Genomic DNA, 17,389 nt, shown 5'->3' on the forward strand with positions numbered 1-17,389 from the left:
CAAAAAGCCCGTCCGCAAGCCCTCGCGCTGGGCCAATAATGCCTTCGTGGTCGGGCTGAGCTGGATGTTCACCCTGGCCACCGTGGCGATCATCGTCGGCGGCGGCGCGCTCTGGTACGGCAAGGCCGAATATGATGCGCCCGGCCCGCTGCCGCAGGACACGGCGGTGGTGATTCCCGGCGAGTATGGACTGATGGATATCGCGGACCTTCTGGTGAAGAAGGGCGTGATCGGGGAGAAGTGGGTGTTCGTCGGCGCCGCGCTCGGCACCCGCGCCTCCGGCAAGCTGAAGGCGGGCGAATACGAGTTCCCGCAGGCTGCCAGCCAGCGCCAGGTGCTGGCGAAGATCGTCTCCGGCGAGGTGATCGAATACAACGTCACCATTCCCGAGGGCCTGACCAGCGACCAGATCGTCCAGCGCCTCTCCGAGGTTGCGGAGCTTTCCGGCGCGGTGCGGCAGGTGCCCCGCGAGGGCAGCCTGATGCCCGACACCTACAAGATCACCCGCGGCACCTCGCGCGAGGACATGCTGCGCCGCATGGCCCGCACCCAGGCGGCGGTGCTGCAGGAGGTGTGGGCCAAGCGCGATCCCGACCTGCCGCTGAAGACACCGGACGAACTGGTCATTCTGGCCTCGATCGTCGAGAAGGAGACCGGGCAGGCGAGCGAGCGGCCGGAAGTGGCGGCGGTGTTCGTCAACCGGCTGAACAAGAAGATGCGCCTGCAATCCGACCCGACGATCATTTACGGACTGGTGCGCGGCAAGGGCCGGCTGGACCGGCCGATCACCCGCGCGGACATCACCGCGCCGACGCCGTTCAACACCTACACCATCCCCGGCCTGCCGCCCGGACCGATCGGCAATCCCGGCCGCGCCTCGCTCGAAGCGGTGGCTAATCCAGCCAAGTCCAAGGCGCTGTATTTCGTCGCCGACGGCACCGGCGGCCACGCCTTCGCCGAGACGCTGGACCAGCACAACCGCAACGTCGCGCGCTGGCGCCAGATCGAGCGCGACCAGAAGATCGATCCTACCCGTGCGCCCGCCGGCGTCTCCGGCAATACCGGCGCGACGGCGGTCGATTGAGGCGTTCCGCGGGTCCCGCGATGGCTTGAGGCGGGCGCGCGCGGTGTTTATGGTCCGCGCCGTCGGCGATGAAGCGTCATCGCCACCGCGCGGGAGTTTGAGTAAATGGCACTTGCCAGCATGACGGGCTTTGCCCGTGCCCAGGGCGTCAGCGGCGCCTGGAGCTGGGCGTGGGAACTCAAGTCGGTCAATGGCAAGGGACTGGATGTTCGCCTGCGCCTGCCCGTCGGCTGGGACGGGCTGGAGGCCGGGCTGAAGCAGACCGCCTCCCGCCTGCTGTCGCGCGGCAACGTCAACGCCAGCCTCACCGTGACCCGGACCGACGCCGGCGTCAGCGTGCGCGTGAACGAGGACATGTTGCGTGCCATCGCGGTATCGGTCGGCAAGGTCGCCGCCGAACTGAAGGCGCCGCCGGTGCGCCTCGAAGCGCTGCTCAATCTCAAGGGCGTGATGGAGATCGCCGAGGCCGAGGAAACGCCAGCCGAACGCCGCGCCGCCGAGCAGGCGGTGGTGGCGGGCTTCGACCAGGCCCTGGCCGAGCTGGTGGCGATGCGCGCCAGCGAGGGCGCGGCGCTGGCCGGCGTGCTCGGCGACCGGCTCGACGCCATCGCCGCGCTGACCGCCGCCGCCGAAGCCAATCCCGCCCGGCGGCCGGAGGCGATCCGCGCCAAGCTCGCCGAGCAGATCCGCGTGCTCACCGAGACCAGCACAAATTTCGACCCGGACCGGCTGCATCAGGAAGCGCTGATGATGGCGACCAAGGTCGATGTGCGCGAAGAGCTGGACCGGCTGGTCGCCCATGTCGCGGCGGCGCGCGTGATGCTGTCGGAGGGCGGCCCGGTGGGGCGGCGGCTCGATTTCCTCGCGCAGGAATTCAACCGCGAGACCAACACGCTGTGCTCCAAGGCCAATGATGTGTCGCTCACCGCGATCGGGCTGGAGCTCAAGGGCGTGGTCGAGCAGTTCCGCGAACAGGTTCAGAATATCGAGTAGGGCGTATGAAACACTCAAATGTCGACCGTCGCGGGCTGATGCTGATCCTGTCCTCGCCCTCGGGCGCAGGAAAGTCGACGCTGGCGCGCCTGCTGCTGGAGCAGAACCCGGACATCTACCTCTCGGTGTCGGTGACCACACGCGGCCGGCGCCCGAGCGAGGTGGAGGGCGTGCACTATCACTTCCTCACCCGCGAGCGCTTCGAGCGCCTGCGCGATGCCGGTGATCTCCTTGAGCACGCCGAGGTGCACGGCAATTTCTACGGCACGCCGCGCGACCCGGTGGAGCAGGCGCTGGCGAGCGGCCGCGACGTGCTGTTCGACATCGACTATCAGGGCGCCGAACAGCTCTACGCCAAGATGCGCGAGGATATCGTCGGCGTGTTCATCCTGCCGCCGTCTGCGGCCGAGCTGAAGATGCGGCTGGAGCGTCGGGCGGAGGATGCCTCGGGCGTGATCGAGAAGCGGTTGAAGAACGCCCGCACCGAGATCTCGCACTGGGAAGATTACAATTACGTGCTGGTCAATGAGGACCTGAACAGCACCTTCGCCAATCTGCGCAACATCCTGCTGGCGGAGCGGCTGCGCCGCGAGCGGCAGGTCGGCCTGCCGCCGATCATCGCCCGGCTCGACGAGGAACTGAGCGCGCTGACGGCGTGAGCCTTACCCGCAGCCTTACCCGCCGATGGGGTTGGCCCGCGCGGCGAGCCAGGCATTGGCCAGCGCGACGAAACCCTCCACCGGCACGCGCTCGGCGCGCTCGGTCGGCGCGATGCCGGCGGCTTCCAGCAGCGGCATGGGGTCGGTGCCCAGGCTCTTCAGGCTCTGGCGCAGCATCTTGCGGCGCTGGCCAAACGCGGCCTCCGTCACCCGCTCCAGAGCATTGAGCGGGCAGGGCAGGGGCGTCGCGCGGGGCACGATGTGCACCACCGACGACGTCACCTTGGGTGGCGGCACGAAGGCGGAGGGCGCGACGTCGAAGGCGATATGCGCCGTGGCGCGCCAGCCGGTGAGCACGGCGAGGCGTCCGTAATGGTCCTCGCCCGGCGCGGCGACGATGCGCTCGGCGACCTCGCGCTGGAACATCAGCGTCAGGCTCTTGTACCAGGGCGGCCATGGATCGGTGGACAGCCAGCCGACCAGCAGGGGCGTCGCGATGTTGTAGGGCAGGTTGGCGATGATCGCGGCGGGCGCGCCTTCCGGCACCAGCGCGGCGAAATCCGCCTCCAGCGCGTCGCCCTCGACGATATCGAGCCGGCCGGGATAATGCGCCGCCACCTGTTCCAGCGCGGCGATGCAGCGGCGGTCGCGCTCGATGGCGATCAGCTTTTTCGGCCCCAGCGCCAGGATCGCGCGGGTGAGCCCGCCCGGTCCGGGGCCGACCTCGACCACGGTCACCCCCTCCAGCCGCCCGGCGGTGCGGGCGATGCGCGAGGTGAGGTTGAGGTCAAGCAGGAAGTTCTGGCCGAGCGACTTCAGCGCGGACAGCCCGTGCTCGCGAATGACCTCGCGAAGCGGCGGCAAGTCGTCGATCGCGGCCATTCAGGCGGCTTTGTCGTGGCCGGCGCGGTCGCGGTCCGCCAGCCGCCGGGCAAGGCGCAGCGCCTCGATCAGGCTGGCCGGATCGGCGCGGCCGGTGCCGGCGATGTCGAAGGCGGTGCCGTGGTCGGGCGAGGTGCGCACGAAGGGCAGGCCGAGCGTGACGTTCACCGCGCGGTCGAAGGCCAGCGTCTTGACCGGGGCGAGAACCTGATCGTGATAGGCGCCGATCACCACGTCGTAATTGGGCCGTGCCGCCGCGTGGAACAGCGTATCGGCCGGGAACGGTCCGCGCGCGTCGATGCCCTCGCGGCGCAGCGTCTCGATCGCGGGGCGGGTGATCTCCTCGTCCTCGCGCCCGATCGTGCCCTGCTCGCCGGCATGCGGGTTCAGCCCGCAAAAGGCGAGGCGCGGGCGGGCAAGGCCGAAGCGGTGCGAGAGGTCGTGCGCGGCGATGCGGCCGGTCTCGACCAGCAGCTCCTGCGTCAGCACGCGGGAAATATCGGCGACCGGAATGTGGATCGTGGCCGGAATCACCGCGAGTTCGGGTGACCAGATCATCATCACCGGGCGCGGCGCGGGCTCGCCGGCCAGATGCGCCAGATATTCGGTGTGGCCGGGAAAGCTGAAGCCGGTGGAATAGAGCACCGCCTTGGAGATCGGGTTGGTGACGACCGCGGCAGCCTCGCCCGACTGGGTGAAGCGCACCGCCGCGTCGATCGCCGCGCGCGGGGCGGGGCCGCTGGTGGCGTCCGGCGTGCCGGGGGCGGCGGTGGCGCGAGGGCCGGCGGCGACGACGGGGAGGGCGGTCGCGAAGACCTCGCTCGCCTGCGCCGGGGTGCTCGCGCGAATCTCGACCGGAAGGCCGAGCCGCCGCGCGCGCTCGCGCAGACAATGCTCGTCGCCGGTGACGAAAAAGGGCGGCAGGTCGGCTTCGGCGCGGCGGGCGAAGGCCATCAGCGCGATATCGGGGCCAATGCCAGCAGGTTCGCCGAGCGAAAGGGCGAGGGCGGGCGAGCGCGAGGGGTTCATTGAAGCGCTCAGCGGTACTGGATCATGGCGGACTTGCGGGCCTCGTCGAGCAGGCGGCGCGACAGGCTGTCGAACTGCTTGCTTTGCAGCTCGTTGCGCACTTCCCGCTTCTTGGCGCTCTCGCCGACGATTTCGCGCTTGGCGCAGATGGCGACCAGCTCGACGCCGGCCTGGGTGATTTCGGGCGGCGTGGTCTGGCCAATTGGGGTGTCGTCCATCAGCTTGCGCAGCGGCGCCGACATGTCGGCCGAGGTGCGCAGCACCGGCTCGCGGACCACGGTCTCGCGGAGCTGGCGGGCGGCGGCGACGCCGGCCTCGCAACTGGTGAACGCCTTGCGCAGATTGTTGGCCTCGGTCATGCGCTGGCCGCGCGTGGCATCGGAATCGGTGCGTGAGACCACGAGGACGATCTGGCGGATCGAGTATTCGGTGGTGCGCTGGGCCTGCACCGTATCCTCGCCCTTGTCCTCCAGCGCCTGGAAGATGTCGGAATCGCGCACCGTGGTCGCCGAGGAGAAGCGCCCGCGCACATAGTTGTTCCAGACGTAGTCGGCGCGCATCTTGTTCTTGAGGATGCGCGCGTCGATGCCGTTCTGCCCCAGCGCCTGGGCGAGTTGGTCGGGGGTGCGGCCTGAGCGGCTCGCCATGTTGGCGAACAGCTTGTCCACCTCCTCGGTGTCGGCGGCGATGCCGTAGCGCTGGGCGGTGAAGATCTTGAGCCGCTCGTCGATCAGTGCGTCGAGCGCCTGCTTCTGGCTGAGTGACTGGCGCTCGGTGAGCTGGGCGAGCTTGATGCGCTGGGCGACGTCGAAGCTGGTGATCGGGTCGCCCTGCACCATGACGAGAATCTGCTGGGCTGCCGCCGGCCGCGAAAAGCCCACGGTCAGCGAGGCGGTGCCGGCCATCAGCAGGGCAAGAGCCAGCGAGCGCCCCAGACCCCCCGCGTATTTCCGGCGGTGGTGAAAGCGGGAAGTGCTCGTGCTGCGCATTCCGTGCCTCTGCTCCCTTGTCGCCGCCGGGGCCCTCGGCGGCATTCTTCGCTGTCTCAACCCGTCCGGCCGTTCTGCTTGGCGCTTGTGGCGTCAATGCGACCGACACCGCGCCGGCGGAACGGGGCCGGCGCGGCGACCGTCAGTCGCCGCTGCCGCCGACCTCGGTCGAGAAGCCGGCGCCGCCGAGCGTGCGCAGGTTGAAGGTCAGCAGCACCGTGTCGACCCGCTCGCGGTTGCCACTTTCGGTGTAGTCCGACTTGTAGCTGAGCGTCAGGCCGAAGCACTCGTCGGCATAGGAGATGCCGAACAAGGTGTAGTCGACCTCATCCTCGTGCAGATTGTAGCGCGCGGCCGCCGAGACGCTCCAGTTCTGGTTGATCGCATAGGCGGCGCGGCCGAGGATGCCCTCGCGGTTCTCGTAATAACCGAGTTCCGGCTGCGCGGCATAGAGCCCGTAGATGGCGCTGAGCGACAGGTCGGAGACCTTGGTCCGCGCTTCCAGTTCGTAGCGCTCGACCGTCCAGTCGTCATTGTCGAAGCGGAAGCGGTTGACCACCGCGAAGTTCGAGGTGGGCGCGAACAGGGCGCGGGCCACATAGTCGGAGGCATCGTCCTGCAGGCCGGATTCGGCGCCGGTATTGGCCATGTCGACGTAATCGTACGAGTTCTTGCCGAACAGGTGGTACGACTGGCCGAACAGGGCGTTGACGATGCCGCCACCATTCAGATTGGCGGTGTACTGGAGGCCGACATTGGCGCGGCCGCCACCTTCCACACGGTCATAGCCCGAGTATTTGCTGATCTCGAACAGGTTGGTGTCGTCGAAGATCAGGCTCTGCGCGTCTTCGTTCGGGAACTGGCCGATATCGGTCTCGTTGGGGCGCGCGATGATCTGCGCGATCGGCTCGATGGTCTGGGTGCCCCAGGTCTCCACGGAGATGAACGGGTAGCGGTATTCGAGGCCGACAGCCGGCATGGCGCGGATCAGCTGATTGTCGCCGCTGGGCAGCCACGGATAGTCCTGGGACTCGGCCTGCACCGACGCCACGTCGACGCGCAGATTGACGAAAGGCGTCCACACCTGGCCGGCATTGTCGATCAGGCTGCGGCGCCACGTCGCCTCGCCTGACAGGCGGGTGTAGGAGCCGGCCATGCCGCGCATCAGGCAGTCCTGCCGCTGCTGCGCGGCCGGATCGGCACTGATTTCGGCAAGGTCGCACTGGTTCATCGGACCTTCGGTGATCACCGCCGGAACGTATTCCGCCGAGGTCGCGCGCAGGTCGGCCTGATCGCGGGTCAGGCTGGTCAGGTTGAAGGCATAGTTGAACTCGCCGCCGAAAATCGAATCGCCGAGGGTCTTGCTGTAGTCCAGCACCGGATGGATGACCGGGAGCTGCTCCTGGTCGTCATAGGAGGTCAGGCCGGTGAAGTACTGGGCCCGGATGTCGAAATAGCTGCGGTCGCCCTGGCCCACGAGATAGATCTGCGAGGTGACTTCCTTGATCGTATCGTTGATCAGGTCGTAGTCGTCGAGGAAGGTCTCGTCCGACGTCAGCCAGCCGTCCCAGCCCCAATACCAGTGCTCGTTGATGTTGAACTGGCCATGGGTCTCGATCATGCCGCGCTGGTCGCGATAGCCCGGCTGGCCTTGGAACGCGTCCTTGTCGAGCTGGTCGATGCCGGCGGCGCGGATGCGCCAGGTGCCGGTTTCGAGCCGCTGGCGGAACTCGGCGTCGAGCATCACGCCCTGCTTGGAGACGAAGAGCGGCGAGAACGTCACGTCCATATTGGGCGCGATGTTCCAGAAATACGGAATCGTGGCGCCGTAGCCGATTTCCGAGTTGTTGATGAACTTCGGCGCCAGGAAGCCGGACTTGCGCTTCACGGTCGGGTCGGGCGCGGACATGTAGGGCGCCCAGGCGATCGGCACGCCGAGGAATTCGAGGCGCGCGTCCTCGAAATAGATCATCTGCTCTTTTTCTTTATGGATGATCTTGGCGGCCTTGACCTGCCAGAGCGGCGGCTTTTCCGGGTTTGTCTTACAGGGTTCGCAGGGCGTGTAGGCGCCGCTGGTCAGAACCGTGGTGTCGCCGTTCGAGCGGTCGGCCCGAGCGGCGGCGAAATGCATGTTGTCGACGGTGTCGATGCGCAGCGAATTGACGAAGCCGTCGGTGAACTGCTGCGACAGGTCGAGGCTCTCGGCGGAGATGACCTGGCCGTCCTTGTCCTTGAGCCGGACGCCGCCCTCGGCCTTCAGCCGGTTGTTGTTGCGATCATAGACGACGCGGCTCGCCTCAAGGACGGAGCCGTCATAATAGATCTGCACGTTGCCATCGGCGATGACCTCGTTGCGCGTGTAGTCGTAGACCAGCTCATCAGCGGTCACGAGCATCTTGGCATTCGGGTCGACCTGACGCTCGCCCAGAAGCTCGCGGGCGATCACTGGCGCGCCGCCCTCCTGGGCAGACGCCTCCTGCGCCGGAACAAGAACGCCCAGCGTGCCCGAAAACACCGTCAAGAACAGCCAACAAGCGAGCTGATTCCGCCGGCGCGAACGCTGGAGAACCTTTGAGCCCGCCTGGCCGGCGTATACGCTGCCGACCTTCATCCGTCCTCCCGGTGAAGCAGGATGAGTACACCCATCAATGCCCCAACGACTGCTGGAAACCACGCTGCGATAATGGGATTCACGATCCCGGCCGCGCCGAGGTCTTCGGCGAGCTTGGTCGACACATAAAGCAGAAACCCGGCGGCCACGCCACCCAGAATCGTCTGGCCGATCCCGCCGAAGCGGAACACGCGCAGGCTGACGGAGGCGGCAATGAGCACCATCGCCAGCAACAGCACGGGTCGGGCGAGCAGGCTTTGATATTGCAGCCGATAGCGCTCCGCGCCGAACCCGACGCGTTCGGCGGCATCCACAGCCTGTGGAAGATCCCAGAAGGAGACGGACTCGCTCTGAAGCGTGTCCTGCACCTGGTAGGGGGTGAGATTCGTAGCGACCATGTACGTATGGTAGCTCATCAACCCTATTCCAGGAGTTAAGACGCGCGCGTCGCTTAGCCGCCATGAACCGGATTCGAGCGTCGCGCTGCGCGCCTCGATGCGTTCCACCAGCTTTTCGTCGTGCCCGAACACGAAAACGTTGACGCCAGAAAGCTGCCGCCCGCCATCGCTCTTGGCCGCGGCCTCGATGATCGCCTCGCCGTCGACGCTCTGCTGGCGAATCCAGAACCCGCTGCCCGTTGAGGAAAACAGGCCGGTCTGGCGGTTGAAGATTTCCGCCTCGATGCGATTCGCACGTTCCTTGAAGTCCGCGGAAACCGGGTTGTAGACCGTGGTGGAGAACACGCCGAGCGCCAGCGCCAGCACGCAGGCCGGCGAGATGAACTGCCATGCGGAAATGCCGGCCGCGCGCGCCACCACCAGTTCCAGCCGCCGCGACAGGGTGAGGAAGGTGCCGATTGAGCCGAACAGCACCGCGAAGGGCAGCAATTGCTCGGTGAAGAATGGGGCGCGGTAGACGACGACCAGGAGAAGCGAGAGCGTGTCGATGTCGCGCTCGCCCACGCGGCGCGACATCTCCAGGAAGTCGACCAGCATGATCAGGAAGGCGCAGCCGAGGAAAATCCCGAGCACGGAGTTCAGGAAGCGGCGGCCGAAATAGATGGCGAGCGTGCGTCCGATCACCGCCGGACCTCGCTTGTGCGGTGCTGCTGGTCGCGTGCGCTCAATTGACCGTCTCGCGAACGACGCGCTGCGCCAGGTTATCGATCAGACGGCGCAGCGCCTGCGGCATGCGCGGCTTGAACCGCCCGGTGAGCGACAGGATGCTGCCGAGGATGACCAGCAGGGGCACCAGATAGACCAGCGGCACCAGGTCGTCGTTGTTGCGCACCTGGTTGATCAGGCCGAAGCTCATGACCTGGAGCGTGATCACCCAGGGTGCGGTGGCGGCGAGCGCGAGCCCGCGGCCCTCGCGTGTGGTGCGCGGCTCCGCCAGCGCGGCGACCGCGATGCTGAAGAACGCCAGCACATAGAGCGGCAGCGAGAGCCTCCGGTGGATTTCCTCGGTGAACCGGCCGGGGTCCTTCTGATAGGCGGGGTCGTCCGGCGAGCGCGCGAGCAATTCGCGGAACGAGCGCTCCGGTGCTCGGTACACCGCCATGTCGGCGCTCGACGTGAACGGCGACAGGTCGAAGGCGTAGCGCTCGAACTCGACGATGTTGGTGTCGGGCTTGCCGGGGGTGCGGCGATGAATTGCCCCTTCCTCCAGAATGAGGAAGGTGCCGGTCGCGGTGTCGATCACCTGCCCGCGATCGGCGAGATAGGTGTTCACCTGCTCGGGATCGCGCGCATCATTGATGAAGATGCCGCCGAGAACCCCGTTGGCATTGCGCTCCCGCACGTTGAACACCATGCCCGGCGCCAGCATGGTGAAGCGGCCGGGCTGGGCGATGAAGGCCACGAGGTCCGCGCGCACGCGCGTGATCTCATATCTGAACTGCCGCATCGCGGCCGGCACCATCTCCATCGACAGCGCCGTGCAGCCCGCGGCCACCAGCACGGCGAGGATGATGAGCGGCCGCAGGAATCGCCAGGTGGAGATGCCGGCCGCACTCGCCACCACGATTTCCGAATCGCTGTTCATGCGAAACAGGGTGTGGGCCACCGCCATGAACAGGGCGGCGGGCGCCAGAGCCAGCACCAGCGCGGGCAGGGCGAGGCTGGTGATGAACACGAAAGCGAGGATGGTCTGGCCCTGGGTGGTCATGATGTCGAGCTGGCGCAGCGCCTGCGTCACCCAGATCATGCCGGCCAGCACGCCGAGCACGCCGAGAAACGCGAAGGCCGCCGAGCGGAACACATAGCGGTCGAGCCGGGTCATCAGGCGGTCTTCCTCAACAAGCGTCGCAGAGCGACCGCCCCTCGGCCCTCGATCATCATCGTCGACGCAGATGAATAAGCGGGCCGGGCGCCGCGTGCAAATCCTGCCTCGGTCAAATGCTGCGGCGCAACGGCGAGCGCCCCTCGTCGCGCGTCCTGGCTTCGTTTAAGAAGGCTGACCAAACCGACGCCAACCAAGGTGCGAGAGCATGCCCGAGAATGTGAAGATCAGTTTCGCCAAATTGCCGGCGACCCCCGAGGGCGTGGTGGTCCTGCTGGCCGTCGAGGTCGCGGGCGGGGTGCCGGCGCTGTCGCCGTCGGGCGAGGCGATGCTGGCGCCGTCGGGCGATCTGTTCACGCGCGCGGCCGGCGCCGACCGCTTCGAAGGCAAGAGTGGCGGCGCGCTCGACCTGATCGCCCCGCCCGGCGTCGCTGCCTCGCGCGTCATCGTCGTCGGCGCCGGCAAGGCGGCGGAGATGAAGGCGCTGGATTGGCTGAAGCTCGGCGGCGCCATCATGGGCCGTCTGCCGTCCTCGGCGAAGGAGGTGAGTCTCGTTCTCGAACTTCCCGGCCTTGATGTGCCGCCGGAGGCCGCTGCCGAAATCGCGCTCGGGCTGCGCCTGCGCGCCTATGCCTTCGACCGCTACAAGACCAAGAAGAAGCCCGAAGACGCCGCGTCCAAGCTCAGGGCGACACTTTATGTCGCCGATGACGCGGCGGCCAAGCGCGCCTGGAAGAAGCGCGAGGGCGCGGGCGAGGGCATCATGATCGCCCGCGATCTGGTCAACGAGCCCGCCAACGTGCTGACCCCGACTGAATTCGCCAAGCGCGCCGGCGATCTCGCCAAGGTGGGCGTGGATGTCGAGGTGCTCGGCGAGAAGGACCTGAAGAAGCTCGGCATGGGCGCGCTGCTCGGCGTCGGCCAGGGCTCGGCCGAGGAGAGCCGCGTCGTGGTGATGCGCTGGAACGGCGGCAAGGAGGGCGTCGCCCCGGTCGCCTTCGTCGGCAAGGGCGTGGTGTTCGACACCGGCGGCATCTCCATCAAGGGGGCGGCCGGCATGGAGGACATGAAGGGTGACATGGCGGGCGCGGCCTGCGTGATCGGCCTGATGCACGCGCTCGCCAGCCGCAAGGCCAAGGTGAACGCGGTCGGCCTGATCGGCCTCGTGGAGAACATGCCCGACGGCAAGGCGCAGCGCCCCGGCGACATCGTGACCTCGATGTCGGGCCAGACCATCGAGATCATCAACACCGACGCCGAGGGCCGCCTCGTGCTGGGCGACGTGCTCTGGTACGCCAAGGAGCGCTTCAAGCCGCAGTTCATGGTGGACCTCGCCACGCTCACCGGCGCGATCATGGTCGCGCTCGGCACCGAGCATGCCGGCCTGTTCTCCAATGACGACACGCTCGCCGGCCGGCTGTTCACTGCTGGCCAGAGCACGGGCGAGAAGGTGTGGCGCCTGCCGCTCTCGCCGGACTACGACAAGCTGATCGATTCGCGATTCGCCGACATGAAGAACACCGGCGGGCGATTCGGCGGTTCGATCACCGCCGCGCAGTTCCTGCAGCGCTTCGTCGGCGATGTGCCGTGGGCGCATCTCGACATCGCAGGCACCGGCATGTCCTCGCCGGCCAACGAGTTCAACAAGAGCTGGGGCGCCGGCTGGGGCGTGCGGCTGCTCGACGAGCTGGTCGCGCGCGACTACGAAGCCTGAGAATCACAGCGAAGGCCGGAACCGGGTTCCGGCCTTCTTCCTTTGCGGAGGCCTTCATGTCCGAGGTGTTTTTCTATCATCTGCAGGGCCGGCCGCTGGAGAAGGCACTGCCGCAACTGCTGGAGAAGTGCCTGGAACGCGGCTGGCGCTGCGTGGTGCAGGCTTCCTCCCAGGAGCGGGTCGACGCGCTCGACCAGGTGCTGTGGACCTATGACGACGCCTCGTTCCTGCCCCATGGCACCGATCGCCAGCCCGAGCCGGCGCGTCAGCCGATTCTCCTGACCACTGACGAATCGAATCCCAACAGCGCCGTGGTGCGCTTCCTTCTTGAACAGTCGTCGATTCCCGACGCGGGCGCCTATACGCGCGTGATTCATCTATTTGACGGCGACGAACCCGCCCAGATCGAGCATGCGCGGGCGCAATGGCGCGCCGCGCGGGCGGCCGGTCACGAGGTCGCCTATTGGCAGCAAACCGCTGAAGGCCGCTGGCAGCAGCGCTGAGCCCACAGGGCGGCAAACGGGGCGGCAATGCGGCCCGCGCCGCCATATTTGCCACGCGGCCAGTGGGTTGCCGACGCGGTTAACGATTGATTTACCTTGTGTTTTTTCTACTGTTACCCGCCATGCCCACGAAGTGCTCCCGCTTTCAAAATTGTGTCTGGATGGCAACACTTCACCGCGGAATGCCTCGGTGAGGCCTCAAACGGCCACTTTGCCTTTGCGCATCGGAACCGTTTCCAACAATATCATCAACGGATGCCGCGGTTGCGGTGGGTCCTGACAACCGAAAACCCAACATTGATCCAATTTGGGGGAGAATGAAGTGAAGACGGTCATTAAGAATGTGCTGCTCGGTTCTGTTGCCGGGCTTGCTATGGTCGGGACTGCTGCGGCGGCCGATCTGCCTGTGAAGGCGAAGGCTGCGGAATACGTGAAGATCTGCTCCACCTACGGCGCGGGCTTCTACTACATCCCCGGCTCGGATACCTGCCTCAAGGTCGGTGGCTTCGTGCAGACCGACTACAACTACCAGGATTACTCGGGCACGGATGAGTCGTTCTACGACGACACCTACTTCCTCGCTCGTGGCGCGATCCGCCTCGATGCCCGCACGCAGACCGAATACGGCACCCTGCGTTCGTACATCGAGTATCGCATGACCTACGGCGACGATTACTCCGGTAACTTCGGCGAGAGCACCACTCCGAACCTCGACAAGGGTTACATCCAGTTCGCTGGTTTCACCTTCGGTAAGGTTCAGTCGTTCTTCGACTACTACGCCGACAACAACATCTGGGGTATCGACTCGGTCGAAATCACCTCGGACGAGAACGCGATCGTCGCGGCTTACACCGCTGACTTCGGCAACGGCTTCACGGCCACCTTCTCGATCGAAGACGACACCCAGCGTTCGAACGGCACGGACTTCCCGGGCATCTACACCGAGACCGACATCCCGGCCTTCGTCGGTAACATCAACTACGAAGGTGAGTGGGGCGGCTTCCAGGTGTCGGGCATGGTCAAGGCGCTCGACAGCGACCTGACCGGCTTCGAAGTCAAGGACAACGTGGGTTGGGCCGTCCTCGGCGGCGTGAAGTTCAACCTGCCGTCCTTCGGCGATGGCGACACGCTGTACATCGAAGGCACCTACGGCAAGGGCGCTGCCGAGTACACCGGTATCCTCGGTGGCTACTCGACCCTCGGCGACTACTCGCTGGTCGACCTGTACTTCAACCCGCTCACCGGCGAGTTCGAAGCTTCGGAAGCCTGGACGATTGCGGCTGAGTTCACTCACTACTTCTCGTCCAACTTCTACGGCGTCGTGTTCGGTAACTACGGCGAAGCCGAAGTTCCGGTCAGCTACGCTGGTCTGGCGACCCCGAGCTACAACCTCTTCACCGTCGGCGCCAGCCTGAACTGGAGCCCGGTCAAGAACCTGCTGTTCGTCGCTCAGTACACCTACGGCGAGACCCAGTACGACAGCCCGGTTATCGACGAGCTCGGCAACGCCACCAGCTCGACCGACAACAACCAGGTCATCCTGTCGGTTCGTCGCTCGTTCTGATCTCTTCCGAGATTGGTTCTACGGAGAGCCCCGGCCTTGTGCCGGGGCTCTTTGCTTTTGGGCCTTGCTTCGCTTGAGCCTGCCTCGACCAAACGCGCACGATGGCTCGCGCGGAACCTCGTCCGCGGCGTCGACGCATGCGATGGGGTGTAATGTATCCGGGTTGGCTCGCCGCCCGTCCGGCATGCGATTAGCGGCGTGTCTCGGCAGCGCCGCTGCGGCCGTGCCTGCGCGAGGGGCTGTTTCTGCGCCGCTCAGGCGCTGGCGGCGTCGAGTTCTGCGGAAAGCTGCAGCCAGCTCTCTTCCGCAGCTTCGAGGGCGGCGGCCGCCTCGCTGCGCTCGCGCGCCAGACGCTGCGCACCGGTGGGATCGCGCAGATAGATCGACTGGTCGGCAAGTTTCTCATCGAGCGTGCCCAGCGTTTTCTCCAGCCGCGCCATGGCCGCCTCGGCATCCTTGATCTTCTTGCGCAGCGGCGCGGTTTCCGCGCGCTTCCCGGCCGCATTGCGCCGCTCATCGGCGCGCGAGGACGGCTCGCCCCGCTGGGACGATGCCGTGCGCCCGACTACCAGCGCGCGATATTCGTCGAGATCGCCCTCATAGGGGCGCACCGTGCCGTTGGCCACCAGCCAGAGCCGCTCGGCGCAGGCATCGAGCAGCGCGCGATCATGGCTGACGAGGATCACTGCGCCGGGGAAATCATTGATCGCCTCGACCAGCGCCTGCCGCGAGGCGATGTCGAGATGGTTGGTCGGCTCGTCGAGGATCAGCAGATGCGGCCCGTTGAACGCGGCGAGGCCGAGCAGCAGCCGCGCCTTCTCGCCACCGGAGAGCGCGGCAATCTTCGTGTTGGCGGTTCCTCCCGAAAAGCCCATTTCGGCGGCGCGCGAGCGCACCTTGGCCTCCGGAGCCTCCGGCATCAGCCGGCGCACATGGTCGTAGACGGTCTCCTCGGCCACCAGCTCGTCGAGCTGGTGCTGGGCGAGATAGGCGATCTCCAGCCCCGCCGCCTTCACCACCTCGCCGCCCAACGCCGGCAGCCGGCCCGACACCAGCTTGGCGAAGGTCGACTTGCCGTTGCCGTTCGGCCCGAGCAGGGCGATGCGGTCGTCATGGTCGATCCGCAGTGTCAGGTTACGCAGCACCGGTTTGCCGGGATCATAGCCGGCGGACACGCGATCCAGCGTCAGGATCGGCGGGGAGGGGATGCGGGCCGGATGACGGATCGAGATCGCCGCCGCGCTCTCGCCGGCCTCCTCGCTCATCGGCGCCATGCGCGCCAGCGCTTTGAGGCGGGACTGCGCCTGCCGGGCCTTTGATGCCTTGGCGCGGAACCGTTCGACGAAGGATTCCATATGCTTGCGCCGCGCATCCTGCTTGGCGCGCATCTTGGCGTCGAGCACCTGCTTCTCGGCACGCTGGCGCTCGAACGAATCATAGCCGCCGCGCCACAGCGCCAGCTTGGCCCGGTCGAGATGCAGGATGTACGACACCGACTCGTTCAGCAGTTCGCGGTCATGGCTGACGATCAGCACCGTGCGCGGATAACGCGCGAGGTAGTCTTGCAGCCAAAGCGTGCCTTCGAGGTCGAGATAGTTGGTCGGCTCGTCCAGCAGCAGCAGGTCCGGCTCAGCGAACAGGATGGCGGCGAGCGCCACGCGCATGCGCCAGCCGCCGGAGAATTCCGAGCACGGCCGCTGCTGTGCCGCCTCGTCGAAGCCAAGGCCGGCGAGGATGCGCGCCGCGCGGGAGGGCGCGGCATGCGCGTCGATGTCGACGAGGCGGATCTCGATCTCGGCGATGCGCGCCGGGTCCTGTGTAGTCTCGCGCTCGGCGAGCAGCGCGGCCCGCTCGGTATCGGCGGCGAGCACCACGTCGATCAGCCGCTCGGGGCCGGCCGGCGCCTCCTGCGCGACCTGGCCGATACGCGCACCGCTGGGAATGCGGATATCGCCGCTTTCAAGCGACAGGTCGCCGGTGATCGCGCGAAACAGTGTGGTCTTGCCGGTGCCGTTGCGCCCGACCAGACCGACACGCGCGCCCTCGGGGATCGCCACCGTGGCGTGGTCGATCAGCAGGCGCCCGGCAACACGCAGCGATATGTCGTTGAGAGTGATCACGCCCGCCTTTTGCACCGCCGCGCCAGCGGGGGCAAGGGGGAGAACGGACGGGTTCAGCCGGCCCGTGCGCCACCCGCGCCGGTCATGCGCTGGAAATAAATGAGGTCCAGCGAAGGGGTTTCGGCATTGCCGAGAAAATGACTCAGCAGCGCGTGCGCCTGCCCGCGATGATGGGTCTGGTGATTGAAGAAATGGTCGAGCGCCGGACCCAGCGGCTGCGCGAAGCGCGCCCCACTCGAATTGGCGTAGCGCAGTTCCGCGGCGAGATCGGCCACGTCCAGCCCGTCGACATAGGCGACAATGCGCCCATCCTCCCGCGCACGCTCGGTTGCGAGCTGGTCCAGCTCCTCGCAGGCGATGGCATCGAGCCGGCCGGCGGTCGGCCCCTCGCCGGTGAAGCGGCCCATCCAGATTCGGTCTGCCACCAGCAGGTGGTTCAGCGTGCCGTGAATCGAGCCGAAGAACGTGCCGCGATCCTCGCGATACTGCGCGCGGGAGAGCCGGGCGCAGGCATCCAGCAGACGGGTATTTGCCCAACGGTTATAGGCGGCGAGATCGCGGTAACGCGACAGCGGCGAGAAGACGGTGAGAGAGTCAGTGGAGAGGGAGTTAGTCATGGCAACCCCGGCGGACAGGTGGCGAGCGCCAAGATGATGCCCGCGCGCTGGTCTCTACGCCAATTCACAGCGGTGATGTCATCGATCGCGCACGGGAAAGCCCCGACCCTGCGGGGCAGGGCCGGGGCGGCGCAGCACGAGGTCGGCGAAAACCGGCTGCGCGTTCCAGAAGGTTCCGGTGAACCGGAACGCGCAGACATTGTCACGCGCCACCCGCACGCCCGCTGAACGCGGCGTTGTCCGGCGTTCATCCAGCGGAGCGGATGAAAAAAAAGCCCCGGCTCCTTGGGGGGAGGAGCCGGGGCCACGATAAGCTCGCGTTGGGGCTTGGGGGAGTGGGGGAT

14 protein-coding genes are annotated in these 17,389 nt (G+C 66.8%); 6 read left to right on the forward strand and 8 right to left on the reverse strand.

The annotated features are described in order from the left end of the window. From mltG to gmk, 3 genes are all read left to right on the forward strand, one after another. The coding region (gene mltG / locus VRZ77_RS16040; RefSeq protein WP_414593613.1) for an endolytic transglycosylase MltG at positions 1-1,084 on the forward strand (1,084 nt) is incomplete at its 5' end. 105 nt (positions 1,085-1,189) lie between these two features. Beyond that, positions 1,190-2,077, forward strand: a complete 888-nt coding sequence (locus VRZ77_RS16045) for a YicC/YloC family endoribonuclease (protein ID WP_414593614.1) — start codon at positions 1,190-1,192, stop codon at positions 2,075-2,077. Positions 2,078-2,082: 5 nt separating this feature from the next. Continuing rightward, positions 2,083-2,736 carry a guanylate kinase gene (gene gmk, locus VRZ77_RS16050; protein ID WP_414593615.1) on the forward strand — a complete coding sequence of 218 codons (654 nt, stop codon included), beginning with the start codon at positions 2,083-2,085 and terminating at the stop codon, positions 2,734-2,736. Between the two features lie 15 nt (positions 2,737-2,751). Here gmk and rsmA read toward each other — a convergent pair whose 3' ends face one another. The 6 genes from rsmA to lptF form a co-directional block, all read right to left on the reverse strand. After that, positions 2,752-3,618, reverse strand: a complete 867-nt coding sequence (gene rsmA / locus VRZ77_RS16055; RefSeq protein WP_414593616.1) for a 16S rRNA (adenine(1518)-N(6)/adenine(1519)-N(6))-dimethyltransferase RsmA — start codon at positions 3,616-3,618, stop codon at positions 2,752-2,754. Continuing rightward, a complete protein-coding gene (gene pdxA, locus VRZ77_RS16060) occupies positions 3,619-4,647 on the reverse strand; it encodes a 4-hydroxythreonine-4-phosphate dehydrogenase PdxA (protein WP_414593617.1) in 1,029 nt (342 codons plus the stop codon). It lies immediately after the preceding gene. An 8-nt stretch (positions 4,648-4,655) separates the two neighbouring features. After that, complete coding sequence (locus tag VRZ77_RS16065; RefSeq protein WP_414593618.1) at positions 4,656-5,636, reverse strand: peptidylprolyl isomerase; 981 nt, start codon at positions 5,634-5,636, stop codon at positions 4,656-4,658. Positions 5,637-5,778: 142 nt separating this feature from the next. Continuing rightward, a complete protein-coding gene (locus VRZ77_RS16070; protein WP_414593655.1) occupies positions 5,779-8,151 on the reverse strand; it encodes an LPS-assembly protein LptD in 2,373 nt (790 codons plus the stop codon). Positions 8,152-8,243: 92 nt separating this feature from the next. Then, positions 8,244-9,329: an LPS export ABC transporter permease LptG gene (lptG, locus tag VRZ77_RS16075; RefSeq protein WP_414593619.1), complete on the reverse strand. Its 1,086-nt coding sequence runs from the start codon at positions 9,327-9,329 to the stop codon at positions 8,244-8,246. Between the two features lie 40 nt (positions 9,330-9,369). Further along, complete coding sequence (lptF, locus tag VRZ77_RS16080) at positions 9,370-10,527, reverse strand: LPS export ABC transporter permease LptF (RefSeq protein WP_414593620.1); 1,158 nt, start codon at positions 10,525-10,527, stop codon at positions 9,370-9,372. A 208-nt stretch (positions 10,528-10,735) separates the two neighbouring features. Here lptF and VRZ77_RS16085 point away from each other — a divergent pair, with 208 nt between their 5' ends. The 3 genes from VRZ77_RS16085 (at position 10,736) to VRZ77_RS16095 (ending at position 14,308) form a co-directional block, all read left to right on the forward strand. After that, positions 10,736-12,241, forward strand: coding sequence for a leucyl aminopeptidase (locus tag VRZ77_RS16085; protein ID WP_414593621.1), 1,506 nt, complete (start codon positions 10,736-10,738; stop codon positions 12,239-12,241). A gap of 56 nt (positions 12,242-12,297) precedes the next feature. Continuing rightward, positions 12,298-12,744, forward strand: coding sequence for a DNA polymerase III subunit chi (locus tag VRZ77_RS16090; RefSeq protein WP_414593622.1), 447 nt, complete (start codon positions 12,298-12,300; stop codon positions 12,742-12,744). Positions 12,745-13,066: 322 nt separating this feature from the next. Next, the gene (locus VRZ77_RS16095) at positions 13,067-14,308 is read left to right on the forward strand and encodes a porin (protein WP_414593623.1); all 1,242 of its coding nucleotides are present in this window, start codon (positions 13,067-13,069) and stop codon (positions 14,306-14,308) included. A gap of 254 nt (positions 14,309-14,562) precedes the next feature. On the opposite strand, the gene VRZ77_RS16100 is transcribed toward VRZ77_RS16095, so the two are convergent. Next, on the reverse strand, positions 14,563-16,428 hold the full coding sequence (locus tag VRZ77_RS16100) for an ABC-F family ATP-binding cassette domain-containing protein (protein ID WP_414593624.1): 1,866 nt from the start codon (positions 16,426-16,428) through the stop codon (positions 14,563-14,565). Between the two features lie 53 nt (positions 16,429-16,481). Next, positions 16,482-17,045, reverse strand: coding sequence for a DinB family protein (locus VRZ77_RS16105; protein ID WP_414593625.1), 564 nt, complete (start codon positions 17,043-17,045; stop codon positions 16,482-16,484). Between the last annotated feature and the right edge of the window lie 344 nt (positions 17,046-17,389).

The sequence above is a fragment of the Ancylobacter sp. G4_0304 genome, assembly GCF_047501495.1.
Taxonomy (GTDB): domain Bacteria; phylum Pseudomonadota; class Alphaproteobacteria; order Rhizobiales; family Xanthobacteraceae; genus Ancylobacter.